Origin of the sequence: Sinorhizobium sp. BG8, assembly GCF_016864555.1 — a bacterium.
GTDB lineage: Bacteria > Pseudomonadota > Alphaproteobacteria > Rhizobiales > Rhizobiaceae > BG8.
Genome location: NZ_CP044011.1, coordinates 13,992 through 32,386, shown reverse-complemented (window position 1 = coordinate 32,386; position 18,395 = coordinate 13,992). Strand labels below are relative to the sequence as shown.

Sequence of the window (18,395 nt, the reverse complement as noted above, 5' to 3'; positions counted from 1 at the left end):
AGAAAACCACATTCCGAAAGACAGGAGGACATCCATGAGCACCGGTTTCTTTGGTGACATCGGCAAGATCAAGTACGAAGGGGCGGAGAGCACCAATCCGCTCGCCTTCCGCCACTACAACCCCGACGAGATCGTGCTCGGCAAGCGCATGGAGGATCACCTCCGCTTCGCCGTCGCCTACTGGCACACCTTCGTCTGGCCGGGCGGCGACCCCTTCGGCGGCCAGACCTTCCAGCGCCCGTGGTTCGAGGACTCGATGAAGGCGGCCAAGCTCAAGGCCGACGTCGCATTCGAGTTCTTTCAGCTCCTCGGCGTGCCGTTCTACTGCTTCCATGACGCCGATGTGCGCCCGGAAGGCAAGGACTTCGTCGAGAACACGAAGAATCTCAACGAGATCGTCGACCACTTTGCGAAGAAGCAGGCTGACACGGGCGTGAAGCTCCTCTGGGGCACGGCCAACCTCTTCTCCAACCGACGCTACATGTCGGGTGCGGCGACGAACCCGGATCCCGATGTCTTCGCCTTCGCCGCCGCGACGGTAAAGACCTGCATCGACGCGACCCAGCGGCTCGGCGGCGACAACTACGTGCTGTGGGGTGGCCGCGAAGGCTACGAGACCCTGCTCAACACCAACCTGGGCCAGGAACTCGACCAGCTCGGCCGCTTCGTCAATCTCGTCGTCGAGTACAAGCACAAGATCGGCTTCAAGGGCGCCATCCTCATCGAACCGAAGCCGCAGGAGCCGACGAAGCATCAATACGACTACGACGTCGCAACCGTGTACGGCTTCCTCAAGAAGTACGGGCTGGAGAACGAGGTCAAGGTCAACATCGAGCAGGGCCACGCCATCCTCGCCGGCCACTCCTTCGAGCACGAACTGGCGCTCGCCAACGCGCTCGGCATCTTCGGCTCGATCGACATGAACCGCAACGACTACCAGTCCGGCTGGGATACCGACCAGTTCCCGAACAACGTTCCGGAAATGGCGCTTGCCTACTACCAGGTTCTCGCAGGCGGCGGTTTCACGACGGGCGGCACCAATTTCGATGCCAAGCTCCGCCGCCAGTCGCTCGATCCGGAGGACCTGCTGATCGGTCATATTGGCGGCATGGATTGCTGCGCGCGCGGCCTGAAGGCTGCTGCGAAGATGATCGAGGAGAAGGCACTGTCCAAGCCGCTTGCCGATCGCTACGCCGGCTGGAACGTGCCGGAAGCCAAGAAGATGCTCGACGGCGGATTTACGCTGGAGGAAATCGAGGCCTGGGTGCTGAAGTCCGGGCTCAACCCGCAGCCGCGCTCCGGCAAGCAGGAGCTTCTGGAAAACGTGGTCAACCGCTACGTCTGATCTGGACATGGCCCCGCAATCGCGACAGCGCTTGCGGGGGTTTCTCAATCTGTCTGATTTTTCTGCGGAAAATCCGACGGATCCATTGTCGGGTAGCGAAACCATGCTAGCGTCCGCTGCCTGAAACGTTTCAGGGTCGGGTCCTCCAAGGACTTCGAGCCAGGAATGACAACCGAGGAAGCCGGCCGGCGAAAAGCGGTCGGATCATCTGGGAGGAGAGCTTCAATGAAGACCATCAAGGGCCCGGCCCTGTTTCTGGCACAGTTCGCAGGCGATGCGGCACCGTTCAATTCGTGGGATTCGATCACCAAGTGGGCCGCGGATTGCGGCTACAAGGGCGTGCAGGTTCCGAGCTGGGACGGGCGCCTGATCGATCTCGCAAAGGCGGCGCAATCGAAGACCTATTGCGACGAGTTCGCGGGCAAGGCGCGCGAGAACGGCGTCGAGGTCACCGAGCTTTCGACACACCTCCAGGGCCAGCTCGTCGCCGTGCACCCGGCCTATGACGAAGCCTTTGACGGGTTCGCCGCACCTAAAGTCCGCGGCAATCCGAAAGCCCGGCAGGAATGGGCCGTCGAGCAGGTGAAACTTGCGCTGACAGCGTCGAAGAACCTCGGGCTCAACGCCATGGCAAGCTTTTCCGGTGCGCTCGCGTGGCCCTTCGTCTATCCTTGGCCGCAGCGTCCCGCGGGTCTCGTCGAGACAGCCTTCGACGAACTGGCCAAGCGCTGGAAGCCACTCCTCGACCACGCGGACGCCTGCGGTGTCGACGTCTGCTACGAAATCCATCCCGGCGAGGACCTGCACGACGGCATCACCTACGAGATGTTCCTGGAGCGCACAGGCAACCATGCCCGCGCCTGCATGCTCTACGACCCCTCGCACTACGTTCTCCAGTGCCTCGACTATCTGGACAACATCGACATCTACAAGGACCGCATCCGGATGTTCCACGTCAAGGACGCGGAGTTCAACCCGACGGGGCGCCAGGGCGTCTATGGCGGCTTCCAGGGCTGGGTCAACCGGGCCGGACGCTTCCGTTCGCTTGGCGACGGGCAGGTCGATTTCGGTGCAATCTTCTCCAAGATGGCCGCCAACGACTTTGCAGGCTGGGCGGTCGTCGAATGGGAGTGTGCGCTCAAGCATCCCGAGGACGGCGCACGCGAAGGCGCGGAGTTCGTCCGCCACCATATCATTCGCGTAACGGAGAAGGCCTTCGACGACTTCGCCGACGCGGGCACGGACGACGCTGCCAACCGGCGCATGCTGGGACTTTGACAGCGCACACTTCACACCCTCTGCCCCGCGGGCCTCTCGCCTTAGGGGCAGATCGGATAAAGGTCGCGTCTGGCCGAACTGAAACCCTGCGAAAGGTGCAGGCCTTGGGCAACGGATAGTCTCCCCCTCGAGGGAGGGTGTCCCGACGTGACAGATGGGGGGATACCCTCCCGAAGACCAATTTCAGGAGAGAACCTATGGCAATCGAAGGAAGCACTACCGAGGCGCGCGAGCCGCGGATCAGGCTCGGCATGGTGGGCGGCGGCTCCGGCGCCTTCATCGGTGGCGTGCACCGCATCGCCGCGCGTCTGGACGACCAGTTCGAACTGGTGGCGGGCGCCCTGTCCTCTACACCGGAAAAGGCCGTGGCCTCTGGCCGTGAACTGGGGCTCGACCCCGCACGCAGCTATCCGGGTTTCAAGGAAATGGCCATCCGCGAGGCGAAGCTGAAGAACGGCATCGAGGCGGTGGCGATCGTGACGCCGAACCATGTGCACTACGAGGCGGCCAAGGAGTTCCTGAAGCGCGGGATCCATGTGATCTGCGACAAGCCGCTGACCTCGACCCTTGCGGACGCGCGCAAGCTGAAGAAGCTTGCGGATGAGAGCGACGCGCTCTTCGTGCTCACCCACAACTACACCGGCTACCCGATGGTTCGCCATGCGCGCGAGATGGTGCAGAACGGCGAGATCGGTACGGTGCGCCTCGTGCAGATGGAGTATCCGCAGGACTGGCTGACCGAAAACATCGAACAGTCGGGCCAGAAGCAGGCATCATGGCGTACCGATCCGTCGAAATCCGGTGCGGGCGGCTCGACCGGCGACATCGGTACGCACGCCTACAATCTCGGCGCCTTCGTATCCGGGCTGGAACTGGAGGAGCTTGCCGCGGACCTCGACAGCTTCGTTCCGGGCCGTCGTCTCGACGACAATGCCCACGTGCTGATGCGCTTTGCGGAGAAGGACGGTGTTCGCGCCAAGGGCATGCTGTGGTGCAGCCAGGTGGCGCCGGGCCACGAGAACGGCCTCAAGGTGCGCGTCTACGGCACAAAGGGCGGGCTCGAATGGGTTCAGGCCGACCCGAACTATCTCTGGTACACGCCCTTTGGCGAGCCGAAGCGGCTGATCACCCGTGCAGGTGCCGGCGCCAATGCCGCCGCAGCCCGCGTCACCCGTATCCCTTCCGGGCACCCCGAGGGCTATCTCGAAGGCTTCGCCAATATCTATGCCGAGGCGGCGCGCGCGATCATCGCAAAACGCAAGGGCGTGGCGGTCGATCCTGACGTCATCTATCCGACCGTCGACGACGGTCTGAAGGGCATGCTCTTCGTCGATGCCTGCGTCCGTTCCTCGCAGCGGAACGGCGCTTGGGTGAAAGTCTGACGCGTAGCTCCAGACCCCTTCCCGCTTCGGCGGGAAGTGGTCGGCATGGAGGGAAGGCCGGTCGTTTCGCGCTGTATCGCCTCGTTTTCCGGGATGAGGAAAAGCCGTCCGTTCCGACTTCAGTTGTTGCAGTCCGGGGACAGTCGCATTACTGCAACGTTGCAGAACTATAGCAGGACCGGCCCGGCGATCGGGCTGCCGCTGGCCAACCGGAATTATCGATCATGACAGATCCCAAGATGCTCGCTGCCCGTTTCCCGGGCGATTTTGTTTTCGGCGTCGCCACGGCGGCCTTCCAGATCGAGGGGGCTTCGAAAGCCGACGGCAGGAAGCCTTCGATATGGGATGCGTTCTGCAACATGCCGGGTCGGGTCTATGGCCGGCACAACGGTGATGTCGCCTGCGATCACTATAACCGGCTCGAGGAGGATCTCGACCTGATCCAGTCGCTGGGGGTCGAGGCCTATCGGTTCTCCATCGCCTGGCCGCGCATCATCCCTGAGGGAACAGGGCCGATCAACGAGAAGGGGCTCGATTTCTACGATCGCCTCGTCGACGGCCTGAAGGCCCGAAACATCAAGGCCTTCGCGACGCTCTACCATTGGGACCTGCCACTGATGCTGGCGGGCGACGGCGGCTGGACCGCGCGCCAGACGGCCTACGCCTTCCAGCGCTACGCGAAGACCACGATCGCCCGGATCGGCGACCGTCTTGATGCGGTAGCGACCTTCAACGAGCCGTGGTGCTCCGTCTGGCTCAGCCATCTCTACGGCATCCACGCGCCCGGCGAGCGAAACATGGACGCGGCGCTCAATGCCCTGCATTTCACCAATCTCGCCCATGGCCTTGGCGTGTCCGCTGTCCGCTCGGAGCGGCCGGACCTGCCGGTCGGCATCGTGCTCAATGCCCATCAGATCTATCCGGGCAGCGACACGGCCGCGGATGTCGCAGCCGCGCAGCGCGCCTTCGATTTCAACAACGGCGTGTTTTTCGGCCCGATCTTCAAGGGAGAGTATCCCGAAAGCTTCATGACCGCACTTGGCGGGCGCATGCCGGCAATCGAGCCGGGCGACATGGAAACGATCGCGCAGCCGCTCGACTGGTGGGGCCTCAACTACTACACGCCGATGCGCGTCCACGATGACCCCGCGCCCGGCGCGGAGTTCCCGGCCACGCTTCCGGCGGCGCCCGTCGCGGACATCAAGACCGATATCGGCTGGGAGGTCTATGCGCCTGCGCTCGGCGATCTCGTGCGCAAGCTCAACGCCGACTACCACCTGCCGGAATGCTACATCACCGAGAACGGTGCCTGCTACAACATGAGCGTGGAGGAGGGCGTGGTCGACGACCAGCCGCGCCTCGACTACATCGCCGAGCACCTCTCCGTCACCGCCGATCTCATTTCCGAGGGCTATCCGATGCGCGGCTACTTCGCGTGGAGCCTGATGGACAACTTCGAATGGGCGGAAGGCTACAAGATGCGCTTCGGCATCGTCCATGTGGACTACGAGACGCAGGTTCGCACCGTCAAGAAAAGCGGTGAGTGGTACGCCCGCCTCGCCGGCGAGTTTCCGGCGGGCAATCACGCGTCGTCCGCGAAAGGGTAGGGCAAGGGGCAGGGAGCGGCCGGGTTCCCACCCGTGGCCAACTTCTGCCGGCTTCACCCCATTCCACGACACTTTCCTGCCTCAGGGGCGAATCCTGGCGCCAAAGAGCAATTTTTTGCTGGATTGGTGCTGCAGGCGGAAAATGATGCCTATCATTGCCGCCGCTTGATGGTCCATAAGCGCCCGGGTGCCCGTGCCCCGTTGCAGCGGGTGCGAACGCGAATTGAAATGTCCGGTCTCCAGATGATAGAGAGTTGCTCCCTGATACGAATGCGTTGCCGAATGTCGGCCTGAGCAAACGCATTCTCCGTCCGTCCTGAACGGACCTGACTTCGAACATCCGAGAGCACCGATGACATCCATTCCTGTTTCACTCTCCCAGACCGGGGCGGTCTGGCGATGAGCAAAATCCAATCAGCCACCCACACCGGGCAGGAAGGCGCAAAGTCCGCAGTCGCCTTTGAAAACGTGTCCAAGCAGTTTGGCACGGCCGGCGCCAGCGGCGCCTTCGTCGCCCTCGATGGCGTCGACTTTGTCGTGCCCAAGGGCTCGATCACCGGCATCATCGGGCGCTCGGGTGCCGGGAAATCGACCCTGATCCGGCTCGTGAACGGACTGGAGCGGCCTTCCGGCGGCAAGGTGATCGTCGACGGTGTCGATGTCGCCGGGCTGGACGAAACCGGCCTGCGCGGCCTTCGCCGTTCGGTCGGGATGATCTTCCAGCACTTCAACGTGCTTTCGTCCCGCACCGTCTTCGACAATGTCGCGCTTCCGCTCGAAATCGCCGGCGTCGACAAGCAGGCAATCGAGGCGCGCGTGCGCCCGCTGCTCGATCTGGTCGGGCTCGCCGACAAGCATGCGCGCTACCCCTCGGAACTCTCCGGCGGGCAGAAGCAGCGCATCGGCATCGCCCGCGCGCTCGCCACCGAACCGAAGCTGCTGCTTTCCGACGAGGCGACCTCGGCGCTCGATCCGGAAACGACCCAGTCGATCCTCGAACTGCTGAAGACGATCAACGCCGATCTGGGGCTGACCGTCCTGCTCATCACCCATGAAATGGAAGTGGTGAAGGCCGTGACCTCGAAGGTTGCAGTCATCGACCGCGGGCGGATCGTCGAAGAGGGGCGGACCTTCGACGTGTTCACGCAGCCGCAGCACGAGACCACGCGGGCTCTCTTGTCCGGCCTTCCGGGCTCGAAGCTTCCCGATGCGCTTGCCAGAAATCTCAAGGCGGCGCCGGGAGCGACGGACAGGGCTGTGGTGCGGCTCACCTTCTTCGGCGCCACGGCGGAACGTCCGCTTGTGTCCCAGCTGATCAAGACGGTCGGAACCGAGGTGAACATCATCGCCGGAACGATCGACGAGATCGGCGGCGAACCCTACGGCTCGCTGGTGGTCGCCTATGCCGCAACGCCCGAGACGACGGAGCGTGCGCGAAACTTCTTCAACGAAAACGGCCTTGTAACGGAGGTTCTCGGCTATGTCGCCTGACCTTCTCCTCCTCATCGCCAAGGCGACGCTCGACACGTTGCGCATGGTCGCAATCGCCGGTCTCATCGGTTCGCTGATCGGGCTTCCGATCGGCGTGTTCCTGGCGACCAGCGGTCGCGGCGAGCTCTTCCCCGCACCGTCGACGAACCGCATCGTCGGGCTTGTCGTCAACGCCGCGCGCTCGACGCCCTTCATCATCCTGGTCGTCGCGATCATCCCGCTGACACGGCTCATCACCGGCACGTCGATCGGCACCAAGGCGGCGATCGTCCCGCTGACCATCGCAACGATCCCGTTCTTCGCCCGCCTCGTCGAAGCGGCGATCCGCGAGGTCGACAAGGGGCTGATCGAGGCGGCGCGCGCCATGGGTGCCACGCCCATGCAGATCGTCTTCAAGGTGCTGCTCGCCGAATCCCGTCCGGCACTGATCCTGGCGCTGACGATGACGATCGTCAGCCTCATCGGCTATTCGGCGATGGTCGGCGCGGTCGGCGGCGGCGGGCTCGGCGACCTCGGCATCCGCTACGGCTATCAGCGATTCATGCCCGACGTCATGCTGATCGTCGTCATCGTCCTCATCGTGCTGGTCCAGCTTGTGCAAAGCGCCGGAGACGCGCTGGCGCGAAGGTTCGACCGGCGCACCCGCAAGAACTGAACATCCAAGGAGCAAAGCAATGAAGAAACTCATTCTCGCGGCGTCGCTGGCGCTCGCCTTCGCAACGGGCGCTGCCCACGCCGAAACGATCAAGATGGGCGTCACGCCCGGTCCGCACGCGCAGATCATGGAAAAGGTCAAGGAAGTCGCGGCAACCAAGGGCCTCGACATCGAAGTGCTCGAGTTTTCCGACTATGTCGTGCCTAACCAGGCTCTGGCGGATGGGGAACTCAATGCCAATTCCTTCCAGCACAAGCCCTATCTCGACAATCAGGTCGCCGACCGCGGCTTCGACCTCGTCGACATCGCCTACACGGTCAACTTCCCGATGGGCGTCTACTCCAGGAAGGTCAAGAGCCTCGAGGAGCTTGCCGATGGCGCAACGGTCGCAATTCCCAACGATCCGACCAATGGCGGGCGTGCCCTGCTGGTGCTCGCAGATGCCGGCCTGATCAAGCTCAAGGAAGGCGCTGGCCTCAAGGTCGGTCCGGCTGATGTTGCCGAGAACCCCAAGAACCTCACCTTCGCTGAGCTCGACGCCGCCCAGCTGCCGCGCTCGCTGGACGATGTCGACGCTGCCGTGATCAACACGAACTATGCGCTTGAAGCAGGTCTCGATCCGGCAAAGGATCCGATCGCCCGCGAAGGCGAGAAGGCGCCCTACGTCAACGTCATCGCAATCAACGCCAAGGACAAGGACGCCGCCTGGGTCAAGACGCTGGTCGAGTCCTACCACAGCGACGCTGTGAAGGCCTTCGTGAACGACACCTTCAAGGGTTCGGTCATCCCCAGCTGGTAAGACCCACCGGACCTGATTTCTCATCGCGCGCCGCAAACACGGCGCGCGATTTGCATTTTCGGATAGGGGCGAATCGTCGAATATCTACTGCCGGCGCCTAGAAACGAGGTGCCGTTACGTCAGGCCGGCGCGAGAGATGAACTAATGTCGGCGAAATCGTGATGTTTCGGGTAAACAACGGTTGCGACGCCCAGGAATTTTGTCTCTCCATATCTCTCAATATTGCCAAGCGTTGCTGCGTGGCGCCGCGTATCCGGTGCGCAATTCATTGCGAAACAGAAACAAATGCAATCCTGTTTCCTTGAATTGCTGTTTTTCGAAAGACGGCGCAAAGAAAGTGCCCTTACTCGCGGAAAAATCCGAACGGATTTGCGTGAGGCGCCAACCGGCCTCCATTCTCCCCGTGCGCGGGTGACAAGATCTGACCCCTTATAAATCGCCTTTTCCGCAACCCGGCAAGCAGGGAAGAGTTCCCATGCCCCGGCCTATGCCGGGGCATTGTGAAGAAGAAGTAGAGGACGAAAAGATGGTTAGCGCCATTTCAAGTTCATCGGTATCGCTTCTCTCGAGCACGAGTTCGACGAGCAGTTCTGGGAGTTCGCTAAGCTCGCAGATCGCTCAGCTCGAATCTCAAATTTCGGCCAAGGAAGCGGAACTGGAAGATGCCCAGTCCGACGAAGAAAAGGCCGAGATTGAAGAGGCAGTCGCAGCCTTGAAGGCCCAGCTCGCTTCACTTGAAGCGCAGCAGGCCAGCAAGTCTGGGGAAGCGCAGAACGGACAGGATGCCAAGGCCGCACAGGCCACGCAATCGTCCTCGGACGAAAGCAAGAGCAATATCGGAACGACGAATTTCGATGATTCCACGCCGTTCGGCGAGCGTACCGCATGGGTCTGACGAAGAGACGGCATTCCTGTCCAGGCGGTGATCGTCAGGTCCACCCCCTGGGCATGCCGTTTCTGTGAACCGCCTCTGTTGGCGCCGGCCTCGCCGTGGCCGGTTTGGCATGATGCCACTTCATGACGGTCCCGGCGGACAAGCCATCCGCCGGGATTGTCATTTCAGGGTTGGCGCCCCACGCCCCGCGTTTAGGGCGCGATTGCTGCCTCGCGGTCGTGTGGCTATTCTTGGTGCTCCATCAACGAGGGGACGATCATGGCCCGCTTCCAGTTGCCGCTTTCCGGAGATGTGACGCAGACGATCAACCCCTGGACCTGGGTGTTCAGCCCCGGCAACACGAGCTTCAGTCTCTTCAGCTTCGATCTCGGCCCGTCGTCCAACCCGGAGGTCGAAGGCGAGATCCTGCGCGACGTCGCGAGCTATGGCCGGCAGATCGGCCGGATCGAGGATGCGCTTGCGGTACTGCTGACCCGCTTCGGGCGTCCCGAGGATCTTTCGCAGGAGGAGCAGGAGGCGCTCGAGGATTTCGACGCGCTGATGCGTGAAATCCAGGCCGTCAAGCGGCGACATCGCCGGTCTTCGGCGGGCGGTGCACAAGCGACAGCTGTTGCCTGACTGAAGTCGCCCTCGAGCGCGTCGCGATCACCGGACCGGCTGTCGACGCATGTGCTCGTTGTTCTTGCGCATCCCGCAATCGGGAACCGCCGAGCACTTCCGGGTGATCCGCCTTACTTGCCGAGGTGTTTCTGTCCGCGCTTGCGGGCGAGATCCATCTGCTTCTGCCGCTGGCGGAAGCGGAGGCGGTCGTCATCGCTTCGTTCCGTGTGGCAATGGGGGCACGAGACGCCCGCCTCGTAGACCGGGGACGCGATCTCCTCGGCGGTCAGCGGATGCCGGCAGGCCCTGCACAGCTTGTGTTCGCCTTCCTTCAGTCCGTGGGTCACGGAGACGCGTTCGTCGAATACAAAGCAGGCACCTTCCCAGAGGCTCTCGTCCGCGGGGACTTCCTCGAGATACTTCAGAATGCCGCCCTCGAGATGGTAGACCTCGTCGAAACCCTCCTGCTTCATGAAGGCGGTCGCCTTCTCGCAGCGGATGCCGCCGGTGCAGTACATGGCGATCTTGGGCTTGTTGTGCAGCCCCTCGTTCTGCCGGACCCATTCCGGAAATTCTCGGAACGTCTTGGTCTTCGGATCGACGGCGTTGCGGAATACGCCGATGGCGGTCTCGTAGTCGTTGCGCGTGTCGATGACGATCGTGTCCGGATCGGAGATCAGGGCGTTCCAGTCCTTCGGCGCGACATAGGTGCCGACGATCCTGTTGGGGTCGATGTCCTCGACGCCCATCGTGACGATTTCCTTCTTCAGCCGCGCCTTCATGCGCAGGAACGGCATCTTGGAGGCACGGCTCTCCTTGTGCTGCAGCGACGCGAATTCGGGTTGCGCGCGCAGATAGGCAAGCACGGTTCGCACGCCTTCTTCGGGTCCGGCGATCGTGCCGTTGATGCCCTCGTGGGCGAGCAGCAGCGTGCCGCGCACGCCGTGTTCCTCGCACAGCGCCTGAAGCGGTTCGCGCAGGTCGGCGAACCGTGGCACGGAGACGAAGTGATAGAGCGCGGCCACAAGGAACTGGCCGTCGGCCTCGGGGCGGGGAATGGAGAGTTCGCTGGTCATGGCTGCCAAATACAGCTTTGCGGCTTTTCAGGCAATTGCCGCGCGCGCTCGCGACATTTTGTCTACCGGCGCACCTTGCAGGCGTACCGCCAGAGGAGCTCGACGCGTTCGCCCTCCCGCTCGGGACGTCCGGCAAAGATGGCGTCGGCAAGCGGAAGCGCCTCGGCTCGCATCCGGGTGCTCTCCGCGATCATGACCGAGAGAAGGTGGGCGACGTCGCCGAACGAGCCGAGATCGGCGGCATGCGTATCGATGAAGTTGCCGAGCAGAGCGATATCCTGATTGACGCCGAGAAGCTGCACGAGCCGCTTTGACCTGGCCGAGCTCGCGAAGAAGGCGGACGGCCAGGCCTCCGCCAGGAAGCCGCTCTGCATCCACCGGTCCTGCGCACGCTTGCGCAAGGCGTGGAAGCTTTCGGCATCGCCGCCATTCCTGGCGTTCTCGATAGCCTTGGCGGCCCTGTCGCTGGTACGCATCCATCCCCGGCCGAAGGTCCGCGATGTCGCCCGCGCCGAATCCGGCGCCGAGAACGTGTCGAGGGCAGCCTTGGCTTCGTGGCAGGTGGCGATCGTGCGGGCCTGCAGCGCCGCCATCTCCTCGCCGCTGGGGGCATGCTCCTTGCGCCACTCCACCAGGCGGTCGCAGATGCGGATGATGGCCATGTGCTCGTCGGCGGTCGATGCCGAGACGGCGAGGTGGCGGGCGCATTCGATGCGGGACGTCGCATCCCTGACGGCGGCGAGGGCGCGCATGGCCTCCCCGATCCGCGTATTCTCCTTCTCGCGGAACTCCTTGTCCGCTGACTGCACAAGGCGGTAGAGGCCGCGCATGCGCTTGAACTGCTTTCGCGTCGTATGGATGGCTTCTTCGTCGCCGGGTGGGCTGCCCTCGAGCGTGGTAATCGCCTTCTCGATATAGCCGCCGGCGATGCGGCGGATTTCCTTGTCCAGCGGCTTGTCAGGCCTGAAGATGAACTGCATGTGTCAGTCCCGCAGACTGGCCGAGCGCCATCACCTGGTTGGAATAGCGGCTCTCGCCGGTCACTTCCCGGCCCACCCACGGCGGCAGGTCCGGATCATCATGGATGCTCGCAAGTTCCACCTCGGCGATCACCAGCCCCGTGTGGATGCCGCCGTAGACGTCGATTTCCCAGACGTGGGAGCCATGGCGTACCTTGTATCGGGTCTTCTCGATGATCGTCCCGATCGCCTGGCGCATCATGTCCCTGGCCTCGTCGGGATCGATGTCGAATTCATACTCGTCGCGCACCAGGGCGGATTGCCCGATCTTGATCGTGAGCTGCGCCCGACCGTCGCCATAGGTGCGAACCCGCACCGACCGGTCGTCGGTCGTGATGATGTAGGACTGACGAATCCTGACGCCTGCATCGGCGGTCTGGCGCCAGCGACTTCCCGAAACCAGAAATTTTCTTTCGATTTCCTTGGCCATGCTTTCCGCCCTGAATGGTTGCGGACCGTAGGTGCGAGCGAGACTACATTATAGCACTCTGATGGCAAGCGCTCAGTATGGGCTTGCATGAAGTTTGAGCCCTACCGTGCGGTTTTGTCTCGACATCAACGGACAAGCGCTATATTCCACGGGAAATTCAATCGTTTTAAGGGCCGATGCCATGCGCGAGAAAAACGAAAAGCTCCTCTCCGTCCTCAAGCTGCAGCCCGTCGTACCGGTCCTCATCATCGAGGATGCCAAAACTGCGGTTCCGCTTGCGCGCGCGCTGGTGGCGGGCGGGCTCAAGGCGATCGAGATCACGCTGCGCACGCCGGCCGCACTCGACGCGATCCGCGCCGTTGCCGACGAGGTCGAGGGTGCCGTTCCGGGTGCGGGAACGATCCTCAACGCCGCCCAGTTCGAGCAGGCGGTCACCGCAGGTTCGCAGTTCATCGTCAGCCCCGGATCCACACCGTCGCTTCTCGATGCGGCGGAGGATTTCGAGGTTCCGCTGCTTCCCGGCGCGGCGACTGCAAGCGAGGTGATGGCACTGCGCGACGAGGGCTATGAGGTTCTCAAGTTCTTCCCGGCCGAGCAGGCGGGCGGCGCATCCTACCTCAAGTCTCTGGCATCGCCGCTTGCCGGCACGCTCTTCTGCCCGACCGGAGGCATCTCGCTTTCGAATGCGAAGGACTATCTTTCGCTGCCGAACATCGTCTGCGTCGGCGGTTCGTGGGTCGCTCCGAAGGAGCTCATCGTCAAGGGTGACTGGGCGGGAATCACCAAGCTTGCCGCCGAAGCATTCGCACTGAAGGGCTGAGCAAGGCCGGGCCCAAGCGAGCGCGCCGCGCATGCGGCGCTTTCGCCTGTTTGTAATTCGCATATGGCAATCCTATCTTCCGTTGCAGTCGGCACAAGAAACGGAGAGCCAAGATGTTCGATGCGAAGAAATTGCTGGATCAGTTCCTCGGATCGCAGGTGCCTGGCGCGGGAGGGACCGTGCGGGACAGGGCCGGGCAAGTGACCCAGCTCGCCAAGGACAACCCTCTCGCCTCGATCGCGATCGCCGGCGTGCTGCTCGGCACCGGCGCTGGCCGGCAGGTGACCGGCAGCGCTCTCAAGCTCGGCAGCCTGGCCGCAATCGCCGGCCTCGGCTACAAGGCGTACCAGGCCTACAAGGCAGGGCAGGCGCCGCAGGACGCTGCCGCGGGGACGACCCCGGAACTGCTTCCCCCTCCGACCAATTCCGGCTTCGAGACGGAAGCGGTATCCGCCGATTTCGCACTGGTGCTGGTGCGCGCCATGATCGCCGCCTCGCGCGCCGACGGCCATATCGATGCGGCCGAGCGGGAACGCATCATCGACAAGCTCAAGGTATCCGGCCTCGGCGACGACGCCACGGCATTCCTCGATAGCGAGCTCGCCAATCCGATCGACATGGACGCGATCGTTGCGGCCGCCAAAAGCGAGGAGCAGAAGGTCGAGCTCTATACAGCGTCGCGGCTGACAATCGAGCCTGACAGCCGGGCGGAGCGTGGTTATCTCGACCTGCTGGCGGGAAGGCTCGGGCTTGCGGACGCGCTCGTAGACCATATCGAGGCGACCGTATCCGCCGCCAAGACGCCGGCCGGCACGGCCGTGTGATCGATCGATCACCACTTTCCATTTGTGCCGGGGCATCCCCTGAATTATGGCAATATGCGTTGCGGGCTCGACCCGCAACGCCGCCTGCAGCACGTTGATGCCGCCGGCGCGATGTCGCGGACCAGGGAGTGACTTATGGCTGATCTTGCAAATTGGACTGCACGTCCGGCGCCCGCGCCGGTAACGCTGGAGGGCTGTTATGTTCGTATCGAGCCATACGATCGCGAGACGCACCTGCAGGCGCTCTGGGATGCCTTCGGCGGCCTGGCGATCAACCCGCTGCTGCTCTATTTCACCCAGGACGACTTCAAGGGCATCGAGGATTTCGATGCGTGGCTGAGCGCCGTGCAGAAGGGCGGCTGGGTCACCGAAGTGTTCCGCGACCGCGCAACCGGCACGGTCGTCGGCATGGCCAACTACATGCGGCCGGATCCGGCAAACGGCGTCGTCGAGATCGGCGGTATAGCACACGGGCCGGCAATGGCGCGTTCACCTCTATCTACCGAAGCGCAGTATCTGCTGGCAAAGCATGCCTTCGAGGACCTCGGCTATCGTCGCTACGAATGGAAATGCAACGACGAGAACGAGCCGAGCAAGCGAACGGCTGCCCGCCTCGGCTTCCAGTACGAGGGCGTCTTCCGCCAACACATGCTGTCCAAGCGCAAGAACCGGGACACGGCCTGGTTTTCGATCATCGACGGTGAATGGCCGGTGGTCGCCCGGGCTTTCGAACTGTGGCTCGACCCGGAAAACTTCGATGCGGCGGGAAGCCAGAAGCGTCGTCTGGAGGATATCCGTGCTCAGCTCCTGAAGGAAAAGGCATGAGCGTGGAGCCCGAAAGAAAGGGAACGTCGCCTGCCGTCGCCGCCGCCGTGATTCTGGTCGTGACGGGGCTTGCCTTCTTCTTCCTTCCGAAGGTGATGATTGCCCTCGGGGGGATTTCTCCCTGGCTCGCGGGCGTCTTCGGCACGGCGGTCGTGCTGGCTTTCTTCCTGCTGTTCTGGCTGCGGGCACGCTACCAGCGCGGACACGACAAGTAGCAGGCATTTCGCCCGTCTCAGTCACCATTTCTGCGGATTGCCGTCAGCGCGACGGTCGGCCTCGTCGCAATTTGCGGCAGGTCTACCCCTCAAGAGGCGTGCAGCGGGTTCGTGTCCGCAGCAGCGTCAAACAAGGGTTTGAGCGCTCTCGCTAGCCCGAGAGAAGCGGAATTGCTCTAGGCCTGGAGCGACGCGCCGAGGAGCACGAGCCCGAGAACCATGACCAGCAAAGCCCCCACGATCTCGATTGCACTGCCGAGGCGCAGCGCCGCCGATCCGTCGCCGGCATAGCGCATCGCCGCGTTCTTGGCGGTCACGGCAAGCGTGGCGAGGATCGAAACGGTGATGGCCGTGCCGATCGACATGGCGAAGACCGAAAGAATTCCGCCGAGATAAAGCCCGTTCAGCAGCGCGAAGGTGAGCACGATCAGCGCGCCCGAGCATGGACGCAGACCGACGGCCACGATTGCCGACCATGCCTCCCTCAGCCTGAAGCGCTCACCCTTCAGGAGTTGCGGATCGGGTGCGTGGGCATGGCCGCACGTCGCGCAGATCTCGCCGGGCCCATGGTGGTGGCCGTGGTCATTTGCATGGCCGTGGTGGTGATGATCGTGGTGGTGCGGCTCGTGAGACGTGGCGCTGACCTGCGCGCTCAGGGCGGCGGCCTTTCTGGGACCGCCCCGGAGCTTGCGATAGAGCAACCAGGCGCCGAAGGCGGCGATCAGGGCATAGCTCGCGACTTCCAGAGCATGGGTGGCGCGTGTCATGGAGATCGTGGTTCCGCGCAGCACGAGGTAGGCCGCGCCGACGAGCAGGATCGCGACCGCGCCCTGGAGCATGGAGGACAGGAACGACAGCACGACGCCGCGCTTCAGTTCCACCTCGTTCGCCAGCATGTAGGACGAGATGACCGCCTTGCCATGGCCGGGCCCGGCGGCGTGGAGGACGCCGTAGGCGAAGGACAGTCCGACGAGGGTCGAGGCCGCCCAGGGATTGTCGCGCATCTGCTTCAGCGCGCCCGTCAGCATGCGATAGAAGCCCTGCTGCTCACTGTTGACCCAGGCGAAGAAGCTGCCGAAGGGACCGGTCGTGTTGAATGCCGGTTCTGCGGTACCGATGCCGAGCGGCGACTGGGCGTGGGCGTAGCCCAGTCCCGCGAGGACCAGGATTGCGACGGCCGGGGCGAGCCGCACGAGCCTGCCATTCAGCATGTGATTTCGATCCTCGTGGCGAAGAGCTTGGACATGTCGGTGCCCGTCGGATCGTTCCAGAAGGCATCGGTGAGGGTTGACTGGTTTTCCGCGAGAACCTCGTCCGGGTCCGGCCGGACGACCTTGTGCGTGCAGGCGTCGAACTTGTCGCCGAGGACCGTCATGTCGTCGTCATTGGCAAAGTCCATCGCGGCATACATCGTCGGATCGTAGACGCCGAAGGTAAGCTTGCCCTTCAGGGGCATCGGTTCCGCAGGCTTGACGCTGAAGAACATCAGGAGCTGCCCATCCTTGAAGTCGACGTTTATCACGTCCGGCTTTGCGACCTTGATGTCTTTCCCGTCCTCGGTGATCGAGGTGTAGTAGTTGAACTCCTCCAGCGACTCGAGAACCGTCTGGCCGACCTCTGCGAGCTCGTCCGGATCGAGCTTCGCATTGCTGTTCTTGTCGAAATCGAGAATCACGCTCGAGGAGAACATGTCGTCGAACCGCCAGACGTTGCGCAGTTCGGAAATCGTCCCGTCCTCGCCTGCGACGATCTCGAGCCGGGCTTCGGCGAAGATATGCGGGTGGGCGAGGGCGGCCACCGGAGCAAGCCAGGCGAGCCCGGCCAAGAGCATGGTACGATGGTTCATGCGTTCGCTGACGCCCTTTGATCGAAGTGGAAACAAGTCAATGGAATGTATCTCAATTGGGACGGAATTGGGACCCGTCGCGGTTGTCGGATTGTCGCAGTCAGCCGCCGGTGGAAGGGAAACGGCGAAACCAGCCGTGAAGGAAATCGACGAAGGTGCGGACCTTGGCCGGCAGGTAGCGGCGGTGCGGGTAGATCGCGTAGATGCCGCGATCGGTGGGCAGGAAGTCCTCGAGCAGGGACACCACAGAACCTGACGCAAGCCGGCTCGATGCGATGAATTCCGGCACCTGGGCTACGCCGAGGCCGCTTTCGGCGGCGCGGATCGCCGTCATCGGGCTGTTGACCTCGATGTGGCCGCTGACCGGAACGCTGAAGCCGGCGCCCTTCTCGTCGACGAAGCGCCAATTGCTGTAGGAGCGCCCATTGGTGTCGAGAATGCAGGGAAGGCGCGCCAGATCGTTCGGGTGGGTGATCGCGCCGGTCCGTTCGATGAAATCGGGCGAGGCGCAGATCTTCAGGTGGAAGTCACCGAGCTTGCGGGCAATCAGCGCCGAATCTTCCAGCCGGGTGATGCGCACCGCCACGTCGAAGCCTTCCTCGACCAGATCGACGAAGCGGTCCTCGGCGACAATCTCGAGCGACAGTTCCGGGTGCGCCCGCCCGAAATCGACGAGCGACTGGCCGATGTCGGCATCGACGAAGGTGCGCGGCGCCGAGATCTTCAGCGTCCCCTTGAGGTCCGTGTTCTTCTCCCGCACGAGGTCGGCGAGGTTGTCTATTTCCTTCAGGATCTCGGACGCGGTGCGGTAGTAGGTATGGCCCGCCTCGGTCAGCGAGAACTGGCGTGTCGTGCGGTTCAGAAGCAGCGCACCGAGGTCGTCCTCGAGTTCCCGGACGTACTTGGAAAGGAGCGCCTTCGAGCGGCCCATCTTGCGCGAGGCGGCTGAAAACCCCTCGGCGTCCACGACATCGATGAAGGCCCGAATGCGGGTCAAGGTATCCATCTGAAAAGACTTTCCAATTTGGCGGCGCCGCGTAAGCGGCGAGCGCAGCTGAAATCCTGAAACATGTCTGTCTGCGCCGATCTCGCCGCCCGATCGCCCCGGGTGGATCTTTTTGCTCCAAATCCTTGATTCTTCGAGCGGCTTGGGTCGAATTTCGCCGATGGGGAAGAATTTTCAATAGCGGGGGGCAAAAAACTCTTGATTGCGACAGGGAATCTCCTTATCTCCCGTGCTGCCCAAAGTCGCACGTGCCTGTGGGTGTCCGCCGACCCTCGATTAGGT

Annotated in this window: 19 protein-coding genes; 13 read left to right on the top strand and 6 right to left on the bottom strand. The window is 63.1% G+C overall.

Annotated elements, in window-relative coordinates; genetic code table 11:
* Positions 1 to 34: 34 nt before the first annotated feature.
* The 9 genes from xylA to F3Y30_RS00130 all read left to right on the top strand — a co-directional run bounded on the left by xylA (position 35) and on the right by F3Y30_RS00130 (position 10,070).
* Complete coding sequence (gene xylA, locus F3Y30_RS00170; protein WP_203424599.1) at positions 35 to 1,345, top strand: xylose isomerase; 1,311 nt, start codon at positions 35 to 37, stop codon at positions 1,343 to 1,345.
* A 225-nt stretch (positions 1,346 to 1,570) separates the two neighbouring features.
* Positions 1,571 to 2,623, top strand: coding sequence for a sugar phosphate isomerase/epimerase (locus tag F3Y30_RS00165; protein WP_203424598.1), 1,053 nt, complete (start codon positions 1,571 to 1,573; stop codon positions 2,621 to 2,623).
* 197 nt (positions 2,624 to 2,820) lie between these two features.
* Complete coding sequence (locus F3Y30_RS00160; protein ID WP_203424597.1) at positions 2,821 to 4,005, top strand: Gfo/Idh/MocA family oxidoreductase; 1,185 nt, start codon at positions 2,821 to 2,823, stop codon at positions 4,003 to 4,005.
* A 224-nt stretch (positions 4,006 to 4,229) separates the two neighbouring features.
* Positions 4,230 to 5,612: a GH1 family beta-glucosidase gene (locus F3Y30_RS00155; protein WP_203424596.1), complete on the top strand. Its 1,383-nt coding sequence runs from the start codon at positions 4,230 to 4,232 to the stop codon at positions 5,610 to 5,612.
* Positions 5,613 to 6,011: 399 nt separating this feature from the next.
* The gene (locus F3Y30_RS00150) at positions 6,012 to 7,103 is read left to right on the top strand and encodes a methionine ABC transporter ATP-binding protein (RefSeq protein ID WP_203424595.1); all 1,092 of its coding nucleotides are present in this window, start codon (positions 6,012 to 6,014) and stop codon (positions 7,101 to 7,103) included.
* On the top strand, positions 7,093 to 7,758 hold the full coding sequence (locus tag F3Y30_RS00145) for a methionine ABC transporter permease (RefSeq protein WP_203424594.1): 666 nt from the start codon (positions 7,093 to 7,095) through the stop codon (positions 7,756 to 7,758). Before F3Y30_RS00150 ends, F3Y30_RS00145 begins: the two co-directional genes overlap by 11 nt.
* A 19-nt stretch (positions 7,759 to 7,777) precedes the next feature.
* Positions 7,778 to 8,557, top strand: a complete 780-nt coding sequence (locus tag F3Y30_RS00140; RefSeq protein ID WP_203424593.1) for a MetQ/NlpA family ABC transporter substrate-binding protein — start codon at positions 7,778 to 7,780, stop codon at positions 8,555 to 8,557.
* Positions 8,558 to 9,032: 475 nt separating this feature from the next.
* Complete coding sequence (locus F3Y30_RS00135; RefSeq protein WP_246752825.1) at positions 9,033 to 9,452, top strand: hypothetical protein; 420 nt, start codon at positions 9,033 to 9,035, stop codon at positions 9,450 to 9,452.
* 258 nt (positions 9,453 to 9,710) lie between these two features.
* On the top strand, positions 9,711 to 10,070 hold the full coding sequence (locus F3Y30_RS00130; RefSeq protein WP_203424584.1) for a hypothetical protein: 360 nt from the start codon (positions 9,711 to 9,713) through the stop codon (positions 10,068 to 10,070).
* Between the two features lie 113 nt (positions 10,071 to 10,183).
* On the opposite strand, the gene F3Y30_RS00125 is transcribed toward F3Y30_RS00130, so the two are convergent.
* The 3 genes from F3Y30_RS00125 to F3Y30_RS00115 all read right to left on the bottom strand — a co-directional run bounded on the left by F3Y30_RS00125 (position 10,184) and on the right by F3Y30_RS00115 (position 12,577).
* Positions 10,184 to 11,128 carry a rhodanese-related sulfurtransferase gene (locus F3Y30_RS00125; RefSeq protein WP_203424592.1) on the bottom strand — a complete coding sequence of 315 codons (945 nt, stop codon included), beginning with the start codon at positions 11,126 to 11,128 and terminating at the stop codon, positions 10,184 to 10,186.
* 62 nt (positions 11,129 to 11,190) lie between these two features.
* Positions 11,191 to 12,108 (bottom strand): CHAD domain-containing protein, encoded by a 918-nt coding sequence (locus tag F3Y30_RS00120; protein WP_203424591.1) that lies wholly within the window; start codon positions 12,106 to 12,108, stop codon positions 11,191 to 11,193.
* Positions 12,086 to 12,577, bottom strand: a complete 492-nt coding sequence (locus F3Y30_RS00115) for a CYTH domain-containing protein (RefSeq protein WP_203424590.1) — start codon at positions 12,575 to 12,577, stop codon at positions 12,086 to 12,088. The genes F3Y30_RS00120 and F3Y30_RS00115 overlap by 23 nt, the downstream gene beginning before the upstream one ends.
* Positions 12,578 to 12,758: 181 nt before the next feature.
* On the opposite strand from F3Y30_RS00115, the gene F3Y30_RS00110 reads away from it, so the two are divergent.
* The 4 genes from F3Y30_RS00110 (at position 12,759) to F3Y30_RS00095 (ending at position 15,261) form a co-directional block, all read left to right on the top strand.
* A complete protein-coding gene (locus F3Y30_RS00110; protein ID WP_203424583.1) occupies positions 12,759 to 13,397 on the top strand; it encodes a 2-dehydro-3-deoxy-phosphogluconate aldolase in 639 nt (212 codons plus the stop codon).
* Positions 13,398 to 13,510: 113 nt separating this feature from the next.
* Entirely contained in the window at positions 13,511 to 14,221 is a 711-nt protein-coding gene (locus F3Y30_RS00105; protein ID WP_203424582.1) for a tellurite resistance TerB family protein, read from the top strand.
* Positions 14,222 to 14,356: 135 nt separating this feature from the next.
* Positions 14,357 to 15,046: a GNAT family protein gene (locus F3Y30_RS00100; protein WP_203424589.1), complete on the top strand. Its 690-nt coding sequence runs from the start codon at positions 14,357 to 14,359 to the stop codon at positions 15,044 to 15,046.
* Positions 15,043 to 15,261 carry a hypothetical protein gene (locus F3Y30_RS00095; RefSeq protein ID WP_203424588.1) on the top strand — a complete coding sequence of 73 codons (219 nt, stop codon included), beginning with the start codon at positions 15,043 to 15,045 and terminating at the stop codon, positions 15,259 to 15,261. The genes F3Y30_RS00100 and F3Y30_RS00095 overlap by 4 nt, the downstream gene beginning before the upstream one ends.
* Before the next feature lie 176 nt (positions 15,262 to 15,437).
* Here the strand turns inward: F3Y30_RS00095 and F3Y30_RS00090 are convergent, their stop codons facing one another.
* The 3 genes from F3Y30_RS00090 to F3Y30_RS00080 form a co-directional block, all read right to left on the bottom strand.
* Entirely contained in the window at positions 15,438 to 16,472 is a 1,035-nt protein-coding gene (locus F3Y30_RS00090; RefSeq protein ID WP_203424587.1) for a nickel/cobalt transporter, read from the bottom strand.
* On the bottom strand, positions 16,466 to 17,107 hold the full coding sequence (locus F3Y30_RS00085) for a DUF1007 family protein (protein ID WP_203424586.1): 642 nt from the start codon (positions 17,105 to 17,107) through the stop codon (positions 16,466 to 16,468). Before F3Y30_RS00085 ends, F3Y30_RS00090 begins: the two co-directional genes overlap by 7 nt.
* 100 nt (positions 17,108 to 17,207) lie before the next feature.
* Entirely contained in the window at positions 17,208 to 18,113 is a 906-nt protein-coding gene (locus F3Y30_RS00080; protein WP_203424581.1) for a LysR family transcriptional regulator, read from the bottom strand.
* Between the last annotated feature and the right edge of the window lie 282 nt (positions 18,114 to 18,395).

Excerpts from the sequence above, each read along its gene's own strand:
- xylA (WP_203424599.1), top strand. The coding sequence starts at position 35 with ATGAGCACCGGTTTCTTTGGTGACATCGGCAAGATCAAGTACGAAGGG.
- F3Y30_RS00165 (WP_203424598.1), top strand. The coding sequence starts at position 1,571 with ATGAAGACCATCAAGGGCCCGGCCCTGTTTCTGGCACAGTTCGCAGGC.
- F3Y30_RS00160 (WP_203424597.1), top strand. The coding sequence starts at position 2,821 with ATGGCAATCGAAGGAAGCACTACCGAGGCGCGCGAGCCGCGGATCAGG.
- F3Y30_RS00155 (WP_203424596.1), top strand. The coding sequence starts at position 4,230 with ATGACAGATCCCAAGATGCTCGCTGCCCGTTTCCCGGGCGATTTTGTT.
- F3Y30_RS00150 (WP_203424595.1), top strand. The coding sequence starts at position 6,012 with ATGAGCAAAATCCAATCAGCCACCCACACCGGGCAGGAAGGCGCAAAG.
- F3Y30_RS00145 (WP_203424594.1), top strand. The coding sequence starts at position 7,093 with ATGTCGCCTGACCTTCTCCTCCTCATCGCCAAGGCGACGCTCGACACG.
- F3Y30_RS00140 (WP_203424593.1), top strand. The coding sequence starts at position 7,778 with ATGAAGAAACTCATTCTCGCGGCGTCGCTGGCGCTCGCCTTCGCAACG.
- F3Y30_RS00135 (WP_246752825.1), top strand. The coding sequence starts at position 9,033 with ATGCCCCGGCCTATGCCGGGGCATTGTGAAGAAGAAGTAGAGGACGAA.
- F3Y30_RS00130 (WP_203424584.1), top strand. The coding sequence starts at position 9,711 with ATGGCCCGCTTCCAGTTGCCGCTTTCCGGAGATGTGACGCAGACGATC.
- F3Y30_RS00125 (WP_203424592.1), bottom strand. The coding sequence starts at position 11,128 with ATGACCAGCGAACTCTCCATTCCCCGCCCCGAGGCCGACGGCCAGTTC.
- F3Y30_RS00120 (WP_203424591.1), bottom strand. The coding sequence starts at position 12,108 with ATGCAGTTCATCTTCAGGCCTGACAAGCCGCTGGACAAGGAAATCCGC.
- F3Y30_RS00115 (WP_203424590.1), bottom strand. The coding sequence starts at position 12,577 with ATGGCCAAGGAAATCGAAAGAAAATTTCTGGTTTCGGGAAGTCGCTGG.
- F3Y30_RS00110 (WP_203424583.1), top strand. The coding sequence starts at position 12,759 with ATGCGCGAGAAAAACGAAAAGCTCCTCTCCGTCCTCAAGCTGCAGCCC.
- F3Y30_RS00105 (WP_203424582.1), top strand. The coding sequence starts at position 13,511 with ATGTTCGATGCGAAGAAATTGCTGGATCAGTTCCTCGGATCGCAGGTG.
- F3Y30_RS00100 (WP_203424589.1), top strand. The coding sequence starts at position 14,357 with ATGGCTGATCTTGCAAATTGGACTGCACGTCCGGCGCCCGCGCCGGTA.
- F3Y30_RS00095 (WP_203424588.1), top strand. The coding sequence starts at position 15,043 with ATGAGCGTGGAGCCCGAAAGAAAGGGAACGTCGCCTGCCGTCGCCGCC.
- F3Y30_RS00090 (WP_203424587.1), bottom strand. The coding sequence starts at position 16,472 with ATGCTGAATGGCAGGCTCGTGCGGCTCGCCCCGGCCGTCGCAATCCTG.
- F3Y30_RS00085 (WP_203424586.1), bottom strand. The coding sequence starts at position 17,107 with ATGAACCATCGTACCATGCTCTTGGCCGGGCTCGCCTGGCTTGCTCCG.
- F3Y30_RS00080 (WP_203424581.1), bottom strand. The coding sequence starts at position 18,113 with ATGGATACCTTGACCCGCATTCGGGCCTTCATCGATGTCGTGGACGCC.